The organism is Vibrio gallicus (genome assembly GCF_024346875.1).
Classification (GTDB): Bacteria; Pseudomonadota; Gammaproteobacteria; order Enterobacterales; family Vibrionaceae; genus Vibrio; species Vibrio gallicus.
Genome location: NZ_AP024871.1, coordinates 643,738 through 661,457, shown reverse-complemented (window position 1 = coordinate 661,457; position 17,720 = coordinate 643,738). Strand labels below are relative to the sequence as shown.

The window sequence follows — 17,720 nt, the reverse complement described above, 5'->3', positions numbered from 1 at the left end:
TTTGAAAAAATTCCCTTTTGCTCTATCTCATAACCAATTTACTAAAAGCTATTACTTTTCAACACATACTCAGCAAGTTGTTTTCGCGAAACCTTGATCCCTTGACTAAGTAACGACTTAGGTATTAATCCATAGCCTATTGGGCGTTTAAACCTTTGTAGCTGCTGCATACATAATTGGTCTAATTCGTTTTTCAAGCACGCATCAAGGTGCTCAGTGTCGCTACTGTCGGTGGTGACACAACTCACCATTGCCATAGGGCGATGGCCGAAGGTCTTATCAGAAACCGGAACGATAAAAGCTTGTTCAATTAAAGGGTGAGAGAGTAACACCCGTTCGATTTCCTCGCAGTGAATGTTTTCACCGCCAGAAATAAACATGTTATCGGCTCGACCAATAATAGCTAATTCGTTGTCGCACCACAGGCCAAGATCTTTGGTATCAAACCAGCCATTGGATGTGGCAAGGGGTAATAGCCTTCCTTGTTGCCAATAACCAACCGCCAGTGTCTCACCCTTAACCCAGATACGCTGCGCTATCAGTTTAAGGTCTCGCTTGGGCAATATGTATCCAGCACTATCTAGCCCATTAACCCGTTTTGCAGTTACCGTTGACGCCATCTCAGTGAGCCCATATCCAGCCCAGGTTTCGATTCCACACTGTGAGGCTTGCGTTGCAAGTTGATGAGGAATAATGGCTCCGCCTAATAGTACCTTCTGCAAGGTGCCTACCGCATTGCTGTCTAACGCTCGTTGCAGTTGCGTTGGGACCATAGAGGTATGCGTTACCCCGTCTAAATCTAACCCTTTGTCCTTCTTTAGCTGTAAGCGACAACCACTGACTAACCAGCGCCAAACAATCGCTAATCCCGAGACATGATACATGGGCAAAGAAAGCAACCAGCAACTCTGTTTATCAAAGCTAAATTGGTGTTGAATACCAGTGGCAGAGGCAAGGTGATTATGCACGGTATGAGCGACGGCTTTAGGCGATCCGGTAGAACCTGAGGTGAAGATTAAGCTGGTAATATTTTGCGTATCATAAACACTATCTCTACAGGTGGGCTGCTGATTATCAAAGCTGAGTGCTAGCTGTGCGCTATGACTCAGCTTAACTGAAGGACATACATAGATAGCCCTCGCGCCTGTCACCTCAAGGCGATGCTCTAGCTCAAGGCTAGAAAGCTGTGGCACAAACGCACACACTACGCCCAATTCAAGACAGGCAAGATAGAGCAGTATTATCTCAAGAGAGCTATGCGCAGTAACGATTAACAGCACGTCCCCTTGATTAAACCCATGCTCAATTAGCTGCGTCTGCAGTGCTGAGCTTTTAGCCTGTACCTGCTTCCAACCTAGAGGCGATACAGTATCGATTAATGCGTCAGCCTCACCCCTTGTTGCAGACCAATGGGCCAATAGCGAAGAGCTACTAGTCACTTTGTTGGCGCCATATTAATGCTTGGTCGGCAAGCTTTGCTACCGGCAAAGTGCTTCCCGGCCACGCTGTGTGCAGCTGTGATTTGAATAATTGCAAGGTATCTAACCCCGGTATGGATTCGGGGGTATATTGTTTGGCAAAGCGTGCTAGCTGGCACAGGCCAACACTCGATTCAATACTAGAGCTGATTACTGCAATCAAGCCTAACGATTGAGCTTTTTGTACAAGGTCAATACAGAGGTCTATGTGTCCAATAAGGCTTGGTTTAATCACAATAGATTTCGCACCAGTTAATAGTTCGAATGAGAAATCAGGCTCTCGAACGGCCTCTTGTAAGGTCTCATCCCAAGCTATCGCCATACCGCTTTCGATAGCAAATGTAATACTTTCATGGGGAGTCTTACATGGCTCTTCAATATAACGAATGCGTGAGCGATATGCAGGGCTTACGTACTTAGCAAACTGATTGGCTTTGTCTAGGCTCCATGCTCGGTTGGCATCTAAGCGCAATTGCAGGTCAGGGATCGATTCAAGAAAGAGATTCACTAAGATACCATCTCGGATCGGCTCATAGAGCCCAACCTTGATCTTAGCAATTTTCTCCCCTTCCATTTTATCTAACACTGGAAATAGGTCGTCTGGGTCGCCTGAGCATAGCGGAGCGACTTGATACATGCCCTCTTTACCCAACAACCCTTGGAGTTCAAACTGCGCCATAGAAAGACCAAATGCTACCGACGGCAATTCAGAATGGCACTCCAGCTCCCCTCCTTCAATCCATGTTTGTAAGCGAGAGACTGTTTCTGCATATGCTTCATCTAGGGTTTCTTTACTAAATCCAACTAAGGGAGCAATCTCCCCCAGCCCTTGTTGTTCGTTTTCCATCAATTCAACAATCCACCCTTCACGCTGGGTAAGCTTGTTTTGTCTTAATACTACACCGCTGTCCATCGGCAATTGGTAGTAATAGATATTAGCCTTTCTCATTATTATTTTTCCTAGCTAGACTGTAGGGATGAGTCTAATCCATCTTGTATAATCTGCGTCAGAGTAGTGATAAATCTCTGCGGTTGCTCTTTGTGGGTATTGTGCCCAGCATCGGCAATAAGATAGGTGTCTATACCGCACTCTTGATACAACTGGCGAAATTTTTTGTCTTTTTCGCCAACGATAACCGCGATAGGTAACTCCTGTAGCTTAGGTAAAAGCAAGGGTTGCTGAGCCAAAGATGTGGATCTCATTGCACCCGCCAGTGCTTTTCCTAAATTATGGCTACGCTCCGTTATCAGCAATTGACGCTGCTGTTTATTTAACGAATCAAAAACCGGCTGCTGATACTAGTCGTGAAGAACAACGGCTAAAGATTCACTCTCGAACCTTCTCGCCCAAGCATCATCACTACGCCAACGAGCCTCTCTATCAGACTGCTGTGTAAGCCCAAAGTTTCCCCCTTCGATAATAATCTGCGCAATATTGAGCTTTTCACACAACGGAGCAGACATGCCATGCATGATAAGACGAGCCCCTAAGGAGTAACCGATTAAAACCATAGCAACATTCGGTTCAGACAGTGCCTCTATGGCATCCATTAGGTGTGAAGAGTACTGTTCAAAACTGTCGAAAATAAGGTGCTGATTGCTAGCGTGCCCTGCAATATCTAGGCAATGCACTTCCACGTTAGCAGGTAAATACTGAATGGTAGAACGCCAGTCCTGTGCACTTCCAAGAAATCCGTGCACAAAAACCAGCTTTATCGAGGTAGGTAAACACATACTAGATTGCACAGACTTGCTTGGTGATCGCTCTTATCTGCTCAGTGGCTTGTTCAGGAGGCGTGACAACCTCTATGAGTTTGGTTTGCATCGTGTTACTCGTTCGGTGTAGAGATACCTCAGCAATAACGGATTCTAGGCTGCTTAACTGCAAGTAATCCAAACCAAACTGGCGTGCTGCATGCTCAAATTGATAGGCGTGAGGCATTTGATAGAGCTTTTGTTTAAAGCTAGCATCCACTGGCAACATATCAAAAATGGCACCGCCATCATTATTCACCACAATAATAATATTGCCAGTATTACGATGTAACGCCAGAGAGTTCAGATCATGTAATAAAGAGGTATCACCAATAAATAGTAGAACTGGCTCCCCAGCCACCGTGGCTACACCTGCGGCAGATGCAACTAATCCGTCTATTCCTGACGCCCCTCGATTTGAGTAAATTTCACCTAAAGCGTGCGGTGAAAACATATCCACCAAGCGTACGCCTAGACTGTTCCCCATAAACAGGCGATAACCTTGCTGTATCTGATGCAGGTGTGATGCTAATACTAGCTCGGACAATTGATGGTCACTGACTAGGTTGAGTTGCTCGGTAACCTTATCACTGTATAGGGTTATCGCGTCAGCCCATGCCGCATGGCTTCCGGGGATGATGGCATCGTCAAGCCATTCAACCGTTTGCACCCGAGTCATAGGTAGGTGGTCTGGATTTAACCTGCTTGGCTCGCAGCTTACCAAGGTATAGTTATCACTTGGCCAACTCGCCGCTACCTTCGCGATAAATGCCAGTAAACGCTTTGATACAACACGACCACCGAACTGCAAAATACATTCGCATTGAGCAAGGGCGTTATCTGCATCAGGGTTTTGCAGCCAAATATCATAGCTGGCCCAACTTGAGCTTTCACCCGACTGAGGGTCACACAACACTGGCCAACCTAGCGCCTGTGCCAAATGCTTGGCGTTGCGCGCACTAGTAAGGTCAGTACGACCAATCACTACCATACCTTTCTGGTGACGGTGCTGATTAAGCCATTGCTTTATATCTAGACTAGATAACGCTTTGACCATAGTTTGGGTGTAGAGTCCCTCACCTTGTAACCACGCCTTAGGCATCTCTTTAATCTGCGCTAATGAACAGGGGTGGTTGGTATATAAGGGCTCAGGGAATGCACAATTGATATGCAATGGACCGCTTTGCTCTGCCTGCACGGCTAACGCATCATCCAAATGACTTAGCAGCCAGTTAACACCGAGGTCAGCATTAGGGCTTGGCAACTCAACTGTTTGGCATACGTGATTAGAGAATATATTAGACTGCACTATCGCTTGATTAGCCCCACAGCCTATTAGGTCTACTGGGCGATCAGCCGTTAGTAAGATAAGTTTTTCACCGGTTAGGTTAGCCTCGGCCACCGCCGGTAATAAGTTTGCTACTGCAGTACCTGAAGTAACTATAATTGCAACCGGTGCACTGGATGCCTTGGCAATGCCTAATGCTAAAAAGCCTAAACCGCGCTCATCAAAATGGGTTTTCAAATCAAGCCTAGAATTAGACTCGGCTTCTAATGCTAGAGGAGTGGAGCGCGAACCGGGGGCAACACAGACATGTTGAACGCCACTGCGAACCAATTCTTCTAAAATTACCGCACTCCACAGCCTATTTAGCTGAGGCTGGTCTAACTGCTTGGTTGAGAGTGAGTTCATTGCGCTTGTTCCAATACATTTTTCTCTGTAATCAAGCTCAGTAGTGTCGACATCTTTTTGTCTAGTTCTTGCCATTCGTATTCCGCCTCGGAGCCAGGAACAATCCCAGCCCCAGCAAACAGACTTAAATGATTGCCGTGCACTAAAGCACTGCGAATTGCCACACAAAACTCGGCACTGGTTTCACTGATATACCCGACGGAGCCGCTATACCAAGACCTTGAAAAGCCCTCATGCTGCTCAATAAACTGCAGGGCTTGAGTGCGGGGCAAACCCGCTACTGCTGCGGTTGGTTGCAGTGTTTGCAATAACTGACTTCTATCTGCATCACTAACAAGTTCCGCTTGAATATGTCGCTTAAGATGCTGAACCTTACGTAAAAACACTAATTGAGGTTCATTTTCAACATCAACACCTTGGCAAAATGGCGTTAAACGGTCGATGATATCGTCAACGACATACTGATTCTCAGTGAGGTTTTTCTTATCTTGCATCAACCAATTCGACAATTTTAGATCTTGAGTCGGGTTCGCATCACGCCCTATGGTACCCGCGAGAGCCTCGGTTTCTAGCAAGCCTCCACGACGACTATAAAGTCGCTCTGGTGTTGATCCAATAAAGGCATGGTCTTTATCGAGTTGTAATAAAAAGTGAAAGCTATTGGCATTGCTTCTGCGACTAAGTTCAAGCAGTTCATACCCTTGCATCGGAGCATCTAAGGTAATCACAGTTTTTCTAGCGAGTACGACTTTTTTTAGTTCAGTTTCGGTAATGGTTTTTAACGCAAGGTTGACGTTTTCATTCCACTTAATTTTATTGGGGATATGCTGCACAACGTCAACATTAGGCACTGGGTTCAATTCATTAACAAAATCTGCGCTTAGTTTATGGATAGCGCGTCGCAATGCATCTTTATCTTCAACAAGGTTAGCAGCCAGAAACCATTGTTGTTTACGGCGCAGAAGTTCAACCTGAGGCAAAAAGAAATACGATGTTAAACACCCTTCTTGGTGCGATGCACTTGGGAAAGCATACCCCCCCCAGATCCTTTGATTGCGACTAAGTACAGAATAAGCTGGATTAATATCACTAAAGGTTCGAACTTGGCCAAGGGCTACGGTTTCTTCGGTTGTATCCCGCGATTGCCAATAAAACTTTGGAAAAATAGCCTGCTTTGCCATCCATGGTACTACATGGTCAGCATTAAATGACTCAATCGGAATTTCAACACGTGTCTCATCTGAGGACGCGGCGTTGATAGCCTCTAATAGGGCTTTAATAGCGTGTACCAAGTCAGGCAAATTTACCTCTAACTCTCTGTTTTTATATGAATTGTGGTGCGCTTACTCTAGGTGGCTTATTTAAGCAAATCAAGCGACTTATTTTTAATAATAGAGCAAACTATGATTTTATACCTGAAGGTTATTTCTTACGCTATTTAGCAGCACTCGCATGCACCTATAACGAGTAAATTCGTTAGATTTTTCTACTAAAAGTCAATGAATTAGTGTAATTTAAAACCATCTAATGTTACAAAATAAAGGGTTAACAATGAATAATATCGAGATGTCATCAAAACTCGATAATGTATGCTATGACATTCGTGGTCCAGTACTTAAATATGCTAAGCGTATGGAAGAGGAAGGGCAGAAAATTCTAAAGCTAAACATTGGTAACCCCGCCCCATTCGGTTTTGATACACCTGATGAGATATTAGTGGATGTGCTACGCAATCTACCAACATCACAAGGTTATAGTGATTCTAAAGGCATCTACTCCGCACGTAAGGCGGTAGTTCAATATTACCAGCGTAAAGGGCTCCGAAACCTTGAGGTTGAGGATGTCTATATGGGGAATGGCGTATCAGAAATGATAGTCATGGCCATGCAAGCACTACTTAATAATGGCGATGAGATGTTAGTCCCAGCGCCAGACTACCCATTATGGAGCGCTGCGGTCTCTCTTTCTGGTGGCGTACCACGACACTATATCTGTGATGAGAGCTCAGATTGGTTCCCTGATCTTGAAGATATCAAAGCCAAGATAACCCCAAAAACCCGTGGCATTGTATTAATCAATCCCAACAACCCAACGGGTGCGGTTTACAGTCGCGACTTTTTGTTGCAAGTCGTAGAGATTGCACGCCAACACAAACTGATCATCTTTGCCGATGAGATCTACGACAAGATACTTTACGATGGCGCAACTCATACCTCCATTGCGACTTTAGCTGACGATGTAGTCACAGTCACCTTTAATGGATTATCAAAAGCGTATCGAATCTGTGGTTTCCGCAGTGGTTGGATGTTTATCAGTGGACCAAAGCATTTAGCTAAAGGCTACATCGATGGTTTAGACATGCTCGCATCAATGCGCTTATGTGCCAATGTACCTATGCAACACGCCGTTCAAACTGCATTAGGAGGATATCAGAGTATCAATGAACTGATTCTCCCTGGTGGACGCTTGCTTGAACAGCGTGACAAGGCATTTGATATGATTACCTCTATACCGGGTGTGAGTTGTGTCAAACCCAAAGGGGCACTGTATTTATTCCCTAAACTGGACCCTAAGGTATATAAAATCCATGACGACCAAAAAATGGTGCTAGACTTCTTAAAACAAGAGAAAGTGCTTTTAGTTCAAGGGTCTGGGTTTAACTGGCCAAAACCAGATCACTTTAGGATTGTCACCTTACCGCATGTCGAAGACCTCGAAATAGCGATAAGCAGATTTGAGCGCTTTATTACAGGTTATAGTCAATAAACAAAGGAGGCCACTGGCCTCCTTGTTAATTTTTGGGATTTCATATGCATCAACAAAGCCATTTTTTTGCCCACCTTGCTCGTATGCAACTCATCAAACGCTGGCCATTGATGCGTTCGGTATCCAATGAAAACATCTCAGAGCATAGCTTACAGGTCGCGTTTGTTGCTCACGCCCTTGGGGTTATTAAAAATAAGAAATTTTCTGGAAATGTAAACCCCGAAAAACTGGCGGTACTTGGAATGTACCATGACACCAGTGAGGTGCTCACAGGTGACCTCCCTACCCCAGTAAAATACTACAACCCTTACATTGCGAAAGAATATAAAAAGATAGAGGCTGCGGCAGAAGAGAAACTGTTATCTATGGTGCCCGAAGAGTTTCGAGAGGACTTTGAACCCTTCTTGATCTCAGGAAAATGCAGTGAAGAAGAGCATTTAATGGTAAAACAAGCAGATTGTATCTGCGCATATCTAAAATGCTTAGAAGAACTATCTGCAGGAAACCATGAATTTGCCGCCGCAAAACGAAATCTTGAAAAAACCCTGCAACAAAGAGACTCCAAAGAGATGCGATATTTTCTTCGCACTTTTGCTAATAGCTTTGAACTAACTTTGGATGAGATTAGCTAAGTGAATAGCCTATTGAGCATACAACCTCTAGATAATGCATGGCTCGAACGCATCGACAATGAACAGAAATCTAGAGCCAAAGATCACCGCGACGCCTTCCAGAGAGATAGAGCTCGGGTACTGCACTCTGCGGCATTTCGACGACTGCAAGCCAAAACCCAGATACATGGCACAGGGAGTAATGACTTTCATCGCACTCGCCTTACTCATTCGCTAGAAGCGGCTCAGATCGGGGGCGGTATACTGGCTCAGTTGCAATCTAAACACCCTCAAGCACAACAGCTTCTTCCCTCTGAGGGATTGATTGAAACCCTTTGCCTAGCCCATGATATTGGCCACCCTCCATTTGGACACGGCGGCGAGGTGGCGCTGAATTATATGATGCGCGAACATGGGGGATTTGAAGGCAACGCGCAAACCTTTCGTATTGTCAGCAAGCTAGAACCCTATACCCAGCATCATGGCATGAACCTGTGTCGACGCACCTTACTTGGGCTGATTAAATACCCCAGTTTGCTCTCGGCGGTACAAAGAGATGCCGCCCCTGATGGCATCGATAATCCTCGTCAATTAAAAGCTTCACGTTGGACTCCCGCAAAAGGTATCTACGATGTCGATGCGCACAACTTTAATTGGGTATTACAGGAATTATCTGCAAATGAGCAGCTGCGCTTTTGCCATACCTATTCCCCTTCTGAGAATAGGTATCACCCTAAACGAACGCAGTTTAAATCGTTAGATTGCTCAATCATGGAGCTTGCCGACGATATCTCCTATGGTGTACACGATCTAGAAGACGCGATTGTACTTGGGTTGGTTCAAAGGCATCAGTGGACAAACAACGCCTTACCTAAGCTAAAAAATAGTGGTAGTGAATGGTTTGAAACAAACGGAGAGCGCCTAACCGAACAGCTTTTTTCTGAGGAACATTACCTGAGAAAAGACGCTATTGGTGGCATAGTCAATGCGTTACTAACCAGTGCAAAGCTTATCCGAGTGGAAAAGTGCCAAGGCATGCATCCCCTTATCGCTCACAATGCGACTCTTGAGCTATCAATGTTGAACGTACTTCAGATATTCAAAGACTTTGTCAGCCAGTTTGTTATTCAGGCAACCCCAATTCAGATCATTGAGTACCGTGGACAACAGATAATTATTGACCTATTTGAGGCTCTTAGTGGCGACCCTCAGAGATTACTCCCAGAGGCAACCAGATCCAAATGGCAAGTAGCTCGCGATGCCCAAGACCAAGGTCTGCGTGTCATCTGCGATTACATAGCAAATATGACCGACGGCTATGCCCAACGACTGCATAGCCAAATGTTCGCCAGCTAACGATTTCTTGTACCAAAATGGGATTGTCTAAAATGCTCTGGTACTTGACTGAGTTGGAATTCAATCATCTTATCAAACGCATCAAGTAGCGGTTGTGGGGCAGTTGAATCCAAAATAGAAAGGGCGTGATAGACAGCCTCAACAGTAGACAACGCATTATCGCGTGGGGACTTACGAATCGTATATCTTCCACTCAATTCTAAAGGCAAATGTACCTTAGGTATTAAGTGTAGATTTTTAGATACCTGAAACATCTTAAAGGCTTTCTTCCAGGTTCCATCAAGTACGATTAAGCATGTAGTTGGCGATGACGCATTCATGGCATCATTCACCATTGTCACCAGTTGATGAGATTCATCACTAGGGAACAATAATAAATGGAGCACATTAGGTCTGCACAATAAACGATTGAGCTCATTATGTTGAGTAAAATCCTCCCCAATCAGCACCCGGCTTGTTGCCAAACAGAGCTCAACAATCTTTGCCGTACCTTTTGCTTGATTAACCTCACTAGGGTGCTGCAATATAACAACCTCTGTTGGGCTATCTACCTTAGATATCCATCCACAGATGCAGGCTTTTAGGGCTCTACCACAACATTCACAATAACGAGACATATTTCCAGTGCTTAAGTTTCTTGTTCTATTTAGTTTAACCTTACTGATTCTGATGATGCCACAACTGTCTGCACTATTTCATTGGCAGCATGATGTGACAAGCTCACATCAGTGGTGGCGAATCTTCACTGGCAGCTTCACTCACATTAACGCCTATCACCTGGGCATGAATGTTATCGGTTATTGGCTGCTAGCCTATCTATTTAGAACGCCTACCAAAGGCTTTATATTACACACCGCAGTTCTCGCACTTTGCGTAGGTATAGGGCTAATGTTTACCTCAACCCAGAATTACTATGGACTGTCTGGTGTATTACACGGCCTCTTCGCTGTGTATGTTCTTAAGGAGATCCTTGCTGGGAGGTTGAGTAGCTGGTTACTACTGATGGGGCTAATAGCTAAGCTTATTGCCGAGAATAACCATATGATGCCAATCTCGTCAGCAGCCTTGATAGGAGCACGAGTCTCAACAGAATCTCACCTTATCGGGTCGGTATGTGGACTCGCACTTCCTCTGATAGCATTAGGCTGGCGTCGGTTACGCTAAAGCTCAATACGCTGTCGATTCTTATCTACTGTAGCCGCACCAATACCCTTTACTAATTGCAGGTCATCGGCACTTTTGAAAGCGCCATGCACCTCCCTAAACGCCACAATATGTTCAGCTTTGGTTTGTCCAACGCCAATCAACATTGCGGCAAGTTCTTCACTGGTTGCAGTATTGATATTAATGCGGACTTCAATACCTTCATATTTCCCATTATCAGGCATAGCTGTAGATTGTTCAGCTGCAAGGCTCATTGGTGCAGCCAGCGTTAACATCATGGCAAATAATATTGAGGTAATTCGTGACATGGCTTTCTCCTTTTATTAGTCAAGCCTTGTCAACCTAGAGCCCAATCGGATAGCTTCCCAGCTTCTGTTTCTCAAAACAAAACGAGCCGCAAAAGCGGCTCGTTTTATTTACTTAGGTTGCAGACATTTTACTGTCCATCACCAACAACGTAATACTCTACGTCAATCTTGCTACGCAATGCGGTAATCAGAGCCATTAGCTCTTGTTCCGATTGGGCACGCTTCAATTGACTCTCAATTTGAGCATTAAATTTAGGGTCAATATTATTGGTCACTTTGTTAAGCTCAATAATTACAACATTCCCTGTATAGTCCATAGATTTAGCAAAATGCGGTTTATCTTGAGTTGGACGAGGCATTGCAAAGACAGTTCTTGCATACGCAGAGCTGCGGTCAATGCTCTGTACTGCACTAAACTTCAATTGCTCGGTAGCCAATACAGAATCATCACCAGACTCTAGAGCCTTAGTTACTTTATCAGCTAGTGCATTTGCTTTATTACGACCTTCAACCTCAGACAGTTGCTGCTTAACTTGAGTAGCAACGTCAGCATAAGGAAGAACTGTTTGTGGGCGTGAATCTTCAATACGAACTACTACTACATGCTCTGGAGCAATCTCAATCACATCAGAGTTCAAGCCATCTTCGCTCACCTCAGGGGTTTGAAGGGCTTGCATAACCTTGTCACTCTTAAGGATTTCTGGCGCATCAGCTTGAGAGATAAAGCCGGTAGTATGTATTTCTTGATCAATCGCCTTCGCCGCGTCATCTAAAGAATCAGGGTATTCAAATGCCACACTTTCAAGCTTGTTTTGCAACTCGTAGAAGCTATTAACTGCTTCTTGTTCCGCAACTTCTTTTTTGATGTCAGCGGCAACGTCAGCATAAGGCTTAGCTTGAGCTGCTTTAATACCGCTCAGCTGAATAATATGGTAGCCAAAGTTAGACTTAACCACGGCACTGATATCGCCTTTGTTCTCAAGGGCAAATGCCGCTTTTTCGAACTCAGGGTCCATAGTTCCTTTCTCAACCCAACCTAGAGAACCGCCATTATCTGCAGAGCCTGCATCTTCCGAGCTTTCTTTAGCTAGGGTCGCAAAATCTGCGCCGCTATTTAGTTTAGCTAGCAACTGCTCTGCTTTAGCTTGGTCTTTAACCAAGATATGACTCAAACTACGCTGTTCAGTGGTCGAGTATTTATCAAGGTTGTGTTGATAATATTCTTGCGCCTTTTGATCGCTCACATTCTCACTAGATTTAAGGCTTTGAGCAGAAAGTTCTAGATAAGATACTTTATACTGCTGCGGGCGCGTAAAGCGTTGCGAGTTGTCTTTATAGAACTTGTTAAGTTGCTCATCGGTTAGCTTAATAGACTTAGCCATTTCACTCGGAGAGAGTGTAATAGTGCGAATATCACGCTTTTGCGTAATAAGCTGAGCCGTTTGAGCGACTTCTTGTGGCAGAACAAAGTCACTATTGTCTAGCGCTTGGATGACCTGTTGACGCACAAGGTCACTGCGAAGATAAGCGGCAAATGAGTCGGCATTAAAGCCTGCACGACGCAAGAACGCCTGATAAACCTGCTGATCAAACTTACCGTTGCTTTGGAACTGAGGCATGGTCAGAATCATACTACGCACTTGCTCATCGCTAACACGCATACCCAAATCTGAAGCATATTGCTCTAGCAGCATTTGGTTAACCATGCGATCAAGCACTTCCTTACGGAAAGATTGAACGAATGCTGGATCACCAAGTTGAGCTGAGAAAGAATCACCTGCTTGTTGTTGCATGCGATTACGCTCATTCTGATAAGCCATCTCGAAATCTTGACGAGAAATCTCAGAGTCGCCTACTTTCGCAGCTACACTGCTGCCACCGCCAAGGTAGCCACTCACGCCAGTAAAAACAAAAGAGAGGATGATCAATCCTAAAATAATCTTAACCGCGATGCTATTGACGCCCTCGCGTAGTCTTTCCATCATAACCTTTCGACACTCCGAAATATTACCCACATTAACGTCGAACTAGCTTGTTAGCTCAATAACACTGGGGTTTTTAAAATTTGCATTCGATAATATCAGAAAAAGAAATGCGCACCAGTACGATGCGCATAAAATAGATGGATTGATAACGATAAATTGTTATCTAGTGCAATTAATGCCAGATTAATTCACTGATTCTTTAAGTGCTTTACCTGGTTTGAATCCAGGTACCTTAGCTTCAGCGATTTGGATCTCTTCACCAGTCTTTGGATTACGACCGGTACGTGCAGCTCGAGTGCGTACACTAAAGGTACCAAAACCAACTAGCGCAACTTGGTCTCCCTGCTGAAGGCTCTCGCTTATTGATTCAACTATTGCATCTAGTGCGCGGCCTGCTGATGCCTTTGAAAGATCCGCATTGTCCGCAATTTTTTCGATAAGTTGAGTTTTATTCACTGTTATTCCCCTATTCCTACTCGAGTTTGGATGTTGAGCAGTTCAGTATTATTTGTGTTATTCCATTTTATCAATCTCACCCCACCCCTTACTAATAAAGGGCTGAGCCTCATTAGTAAGGTAGCGTTCAATAAAAAAGCTGACAAGTTTTTTATACTCATCAGCTCAATTTACATACTATTTTTGGGGTTTAATCACTATTTCTGACTAAAAGACACACCTGATGGGTCATTTTGCAGAGCAACGGCTAGTACTTCATCGATCCATTGTACTGGAATGACATCTAAATCTTTCTTCACGTTAGCTGGGATTTCTTCCAGATCACGCTCGTTGTCTTTAGGGATAAGTACAGTTTTTATGCCACCACGATGAGCTGCCAAAAGTTTCTCTTTTAGGCCGCCAATTGGTAGCACTTCACCACGCAAGGTAATTTCACCTGTCATTGCCACCTCCGCTTTTACTGGATTACCAGTTAAGCTAGATACAAGAGCTGTACACATTGCAGTACCGGCACTTGGACCATCTTTTGGTGTTGCTCCCTCAGGTACGTGAACATGGATATCACGTTTTTCATAAAAGTCAGGATTAATCCCCAACTTCTCTGCTCGGCTTCTAACAACTGTCATAGCGGCTTGGATTGACTCTTGCATTACATCGCCCAAAGAGCCTGTTTGCATTAACTTGCCTTTACCAAGCATAGATTCAGTTTCAATGGTAAGTAAGTCACCACCAACCTCTGTCCACGCTAGACCTGTCACCTGACCAATACGGTTGCTTTCGTCTGCCTTGCCATAATCACAACGCTGAACACCTAAGAACTCTTTTAGGTTGTCACTATTTACAACCACCTTCTTCAATTTTGGATCTAGAAGAATGTTCTTCACCGCTTTACGACAAATCTTAGAGATTTCACGCTCTAGGCTACGCACACCCGCTTCGCGAGTATAGTAACGAATGATGCCAATAATCGCTGAATCATCCACTTCAATCTCATGGTCTTTCAAGCCATTACGCTTGATCTGCTTTTGCAGTAAGTGGCGCTTAGCAATATTCAATTTTTCATCTTCGGTGTAACCCGATAGACGAATGACTTCCATACGGTCAAGTAGTGGACCTGGGATATTCATTGAGTTAGATGTTGCCACAAACATAACATCGGATAGGTCATAATCGACCTCCAAGTAATGGTCATTAAACGCAACATTTTGCTCAGGGTCTAATACCTCTAATAATGCTGATGATGGATCACCTCGCATATCAGATGCCATCTTGTCGATTTCATCGAGTAAGAATAATGGGTTCTTCACTCCAACCTTCGACATTTTCTGGATCAATTTACCTGGCATCGAACCAATGTAGGTACGGCGATGACCACGGATTTCCGCTTCATCACGCACGCCACCAAGCGCCATACGTGTGTACTTACGGCCTGTAGCAGCGGCAATCGACTGACCAAGTGATGTTTTACCAACACCAGGAGGCCCTACAAGGCACAAAATAGGACCTTTTAGCTTATTAATACGGTTTTGTACTGCCAAATACTCTAAGATGCGCTCTTTGACGCGCTCAAGGCCATAGTGGTCTGAATTAAGCACCTCTTCTGCTTTTGCGAGGCTCTTCTTCACCTTTGAGCGTTTTGCCCACGGCACACCTATCATCCAATCAATGTAACCTCGAACCACGGTTGCTTCTGCTGACATCGGAGACATCATTTTCAACTTTTGCAGTTCTTGTTCGGTTTTTTCGCGAGCTTCAGCTGGCATCTTAGACTCTTCAATCTTCTTCTGAAGGGCCTCAAACTCGTCTGGAGCATCATCCATGTCACCGAGTTCTTTCTGAATCGCTTTCATTTGCTCATTCAGGTAGTACTCACGCTGGGACTTTTCCATCTGTTTCTTAACGCGGCCGCGGATACGTTTCTCCACCTGCAGGATATCGATCTCCGACTCCATGCTACCCATTAAGAACTCTAAGCGTTCATTGACATCGATGAGCTCTAATACGCGCTGTTTTTCAGCTAGCTTAAGAGGCATATGTGCTGCGATAGAATCCGCCAAACGTGGCGCTTCATCGATACCGTTGATTGAAGATAGAACCTCAGGTGGGATCTTTTTATTCAGTTTAATAAAGCCTTCAAATTGGTTAATGACACTGCGCACTAACACTTCTTGATCTTTATCATCCATACCTGGAGTTGGTAGAAACTCAGCATCTGCCACGAAGAATTCATCATCACGAATCGAATGAATTTTGGCGCGCTGCTGCCCCTCGACTAACACCTTAACCGTGCCATCGGGAAGCTTAAGTAATTGTAAAATAGTAGCGATAGTACCGATCTCAAACAAATCTTCTTTGTTTGGCTCTTCGGTATCAGCTTCTTTCTGAGCGACTAGCAGAACTTGCTTGTTGTCATCCATTGCCGATTGCAAACAGTTGATCGACTTTTCACGGCCCACAAATAGTGGAATAACCATGTGCGGATACACCACCACATCGCGAAGTGGTAATACGGGTATTTCAATGCGCTCGGAACGCTCCAAGTTCATAATATTCTCTCTTCCGTTTTCAGCTTATGGTCTTTATATAAGGTCAAATTAAATAGATTCAATGGTATAGGTGCCTCACCAAGGCAAAAACTTTACTGTTAAGGGAAAAACTATGCCATCTAGTGAAATTAGCCGACCATTTTATTGAATTTAGCCCATGCAAGCGGATTTTAGTAGGGACTAAGCAAGAAATAGTATTGCGCTACTTTCAGCTTAAATAACTGAATTTAGAGCATAAAAAAAGCGAGCCACAGCTCGCTTTTTAGTCTATTTGTCTCTGTTATGACTGAGCACCAGCAGCTTGATTTTCACTGCCGTTGTATATCATAAGTGGTTCTGATTCACCGTTGATGACGGCCTCATCAATAACTACTTTACTTACGTCTGTCATTGAAGGCAGTTCGTACATAGTATCAAGAAGCACATTTTCAAGGATTGAACGCAAACCACGAGCGCCTGTTTTACGCTCCATAGCACGCTTAGCAACCGCATTAAGTGCGTCGGTGCGGAACTCAAGCTCAACATCTTCAATCGCAAACAACGCCGCATACTGCTTAGTCAGTGCGTTCTTAGGCTGGCTTAAGATCTGAATCAATGCGTCTTCATCCAGCTCACCTAAGGTGGTGGTGACAGGTAAACGACCAATGAACTCAGGGATCAAGCCGTATTTCACCAAATCTTCTGGCTCAACCTGCTTAAACATCTCACTGATGCTCTTATTGTCATTTTTCGATTTGATCTCAGCACCGAAACCGATACCAGAACCTGTTTCAACGCGCTGCTCAATCACTTTATCTAGGCCAGCAAACGCACCACCACAGATAAATAGGATTTTAGAGGTATCAACCTGCAAGAATTCTTGCTGAGGATGCTTACGACCACCTTGAGGCGGCACAGAAGCAACGGTACCTTCTATCAGCTTAAGCAATGCTTGCTGAACACCTTCACCAGATACATCGCGTGTAATTGATGGGTTTTCAGATTTACGCGAAATCTTATCGATCTCATCGATATAAACGATGCCACGCTCAGCTTTTGCTACATCATAATCGCATTTCTGTAGCAGCTTCTGAATGATGTTCTCTACGTCTTCACCCACATAACCTGCTTCAGTTAGTGTGGTTGCGTCAGCCATAGTAAATGGAACATCTAGGAAGCGAGCCAGTGTTTCCGCAAGCAGTGTTTTACCACTACCTGTTGGGCCGATTAGCAAGATATTACTCTTACCTAGCTCAACACCTTCTGCTGTTTTATCGCCATTGCGTAGACGCTTGTAGTGGTTATAAACCGCTACAGACAGTACTTTTTTCGCAAACTCTTGACCGATAACATAATCGTCAAGGTGCTCACGAATGTCTCTTGGAGTCGGTAAAGCCTCGGACTCTTTTTTCGGAAGAGCGTCTTTAATCTCTTCACGAATAATATCGTTACACAGATCAACGCACTCATCGCATATATACACGGATGGGCCGGCAATTAATTTGCGAACTTCATGCTGACTTTTACCGCAGAAAGAGCAGTACAAAAGTTTTCCACTCTCTTTGCTTTTATCTGTCATTCGCTAACCTCTTAGCTTTTACTTTGATTACTTTAAAGTTTATA

Annotated in this window: 16 protein-coding genes; 4 read left to right on the top strand and 12 right to left on the bottom strand. The window is 44.3% G+C overall.

Going from position 1 to position 17,720, the window contains the following annotated elements:
- Window positions 1-41: 41 nt before the first annotated feature.
- From menE to OCU28_RS03150, 6 genes are all read right to left on the bottom strand, one after another.
- Entirely contained in the window at window positions 42-1,439 is a 1,398-nt protein-coding gene (gene menE / locus OCU28_RS03175) for an o-succinylbenzoate--CoA ligase (RefSeq protein ID WP_261816900.1), read from the bottom strand.
- On the bottom strand, window positions 1,432-2,427 hold the full coding sequence (menC, locus tag OCU28_RS03170) for an o-succinylbenzoate synthase (protein ID WP_261816899.1): 996 nt from the start codon (window positions 2,425-2,427) through the stop codon (window positions 1,432-1,434). The genes menE and menC overlap by 8 nt, the downstream gene beginning before the upstream one ends.
- A gap of 11 nt (window positions 2,428-2,438) precedes the next feature.
- Window positions 2,439-2,681 (bottom strand): alpha/beta hydrolase family protein, encoded by a 243-nt coding sequence (locus OCU28_RS03165; protein WP_261816898.1) that lies wholly within the window; start codon window positions 2,679-2,681, stop codon window positions 2,439-2,441.
- A 96-nt stretch (window positions 2,682-2,777) separates the two neighbouring features.
- Window positions 2,778-3,179: an alpha/beta fold hydrolase gene (locus OCU28_RS03160; protein ID WP_261816897.1), complete on the bottom strand. Its 402-nt coding sequence runs from the start codon at window positions 3,177-3,179 to the stop codon at window positions 2,778-2,780.
- 34 nt (window positions 3,180-3,213) lie between these two features.
- Window positions 3,214-4,926, bottom strand: coding sequence for a 2-succinyl-5-enolpyruvyl-6-hydroxy-3-cyclohexene-1-carboxylic-acid synthase (gene menD, locus OCU28_RS03155; RefSeq protein WP_261817420.1), 1,713 nt, complete (start codon window positions 4,924-4,926; stop codon window positions 3,214-3,216).
- Complete coding sequence (locus tag OCU28_RS03150) at window positions 4,923-6,227, bottom strand: isochorismate synthase (protein ID WP_261816896.1); 1,305 nt, start codon at window positions 6,225-6,227, stop codon at window positions 4,923-4,925. The genes menD and OCU28_RS03150 overlap by 4 nt, the downstream gene beginning before the upstream one ends.
- Before the next feature lie 250 nt (window positions 6,228-6,477).
- On the opposite strand from OCU28_RS03150, the gene OCU28_RS03145 reads away from it, so the two are divergent.
- From OCU28_RS03145 to OCU28_RS03135, 3 genes are read left to right on the top strand one after another with little or no spacing between them, the layout of a single operon-like run.
- On the top strand, window positions 6,478-7,692 hold the full coding sequence (locus tag OCU28_RS03145; RefSeq protein WP_261816895.1) for a pyridoxal phosphate-dependent aminotransferase: 1,215 nt from the start codon (window positions 6,478-6,480) through the stop codon (window positions 7,690-7,692).
- 44 nt (window positions 7,693-7,736) lie between these two features.
- Complete coding sequence (gene yfbR, locus OCU28_RS03140) at window positions 7,737-8,324, top strand: 5'-deoxynucleotidase (protein WP_261816894.1); 588 nt, start codon at window positions 7,737-7,739, stop codon at window positions 8,322-8,324.
- On the top strand, window positions 8,325-9,659 hold the full coding sequence (locus OCU28_RS03135; protein WP_390623790.1) for an anti-phage deoxyguanosine triphosphatase: 1,335 nt from the start codon (window positions 8,325-8,327) through the stop codon (window positions 9,657-9,659).
- Here the strand turns inward: OCU28_RS03135 and OCU28_RS03130 are convergent.
- A complete protein-coding gene (locus OCU28_RS03130) occupies window positions 9,656-10,276 on the bottom strand; it encodes a tRNA-uridine aminocarboxypropyltransferase (protein WP_261816893.1) in 621 nt (206 codons plus the stop codon). The two genes, OCU28_RS03135 and OCU28_RS03130, sit on opposite strands and share 4 nt — an antisense overlap.
- Before the next feature lie 7 nt (window positions 10,277-10,283).
- Between OCU28_RS03130 and rrtA the strand changes: the two genes are divergently transcribed.
- Window positions 10,284-10,823 (top strand): rhombosortase, encoded by a 540-nt coding sequence (gene rrtA, locus OCU28_RS03125; RefSeq protein ID WP_261816892.1) that lies wholly within the window; start codon window positions 10,284-10,286, stop codon window positions 10,821-10,823.
- Here rrtA and OCU28_RS03120 read toward each other — a convergent pair.
- From OCU28_RS03120 to clpX, 5 genes are all read right to left on the bottom strand, one after another.
- A complete protein-coding gene (locus OCU28_RS03120; protein WP_261817418.1) occupies window positions 10,820-11,077 on the bottom strand; it encodes a ComEA family DNA-binding protein in 258 nt (85 codons plus the stop codon). The two genes, rrtA and OCU28_RS03120, sit on opposite strands and share 4 nt — an antisense overlap.
- Before the next feature lie 182 nt (window positions 11,078-11,259).
- A complete protein-coding gene (gene ppiD / locus OCU28_RS03115; RefSeq protein ID WP_261816891.1) occupies window positions 11,260-13,116 on the bottom strand; it encodes a peptidylprolyl isomerase in 1,857 nt (618 codons plus the stop codon).
- Between the two features lie 183 nt (window positions 13,117-13,299).
- On the bottom strand, window positions 13,300-13,572 hold the full coding sequence (locus tag OCU28_RS03110) for an HU family DNA-binding protein (protein WP_261816890.1): 273 nt from the start codon (window positions 13,570-13,572) through the stop codon (window positions 13,300-13,302).
- Between the two features lie 197 nt (window positions 13,573-13,769).
- Complete coding sequence (lon, locus tag OCU28_RS03105; RefSeq protein WP_261816889.1) at window positions 13,770-16,118, bottom strand: endopeptidase La; 2,349 nt, start codon at window positions 16,116-16,118, stop codon at window positions 13,770-13,772.
- A gap of 280 nt (window positions 16,119-16,398) precedes the next feature.
- On the bottom strand, window positions 16,399-17,676 hold the full coding sequence (gene clpX, locus OCU28_RS03100) for an ATP-dependent protease ATP-binding subunit ClpX (protein ID WP_261816888.1): 1,278 nt from the start codon (window positions 17,674-17,676) through the stop codon (window positions 16,399-16,401).
- Window positions 17,677-17,720 lie beyond the last annotated feature (44 nt).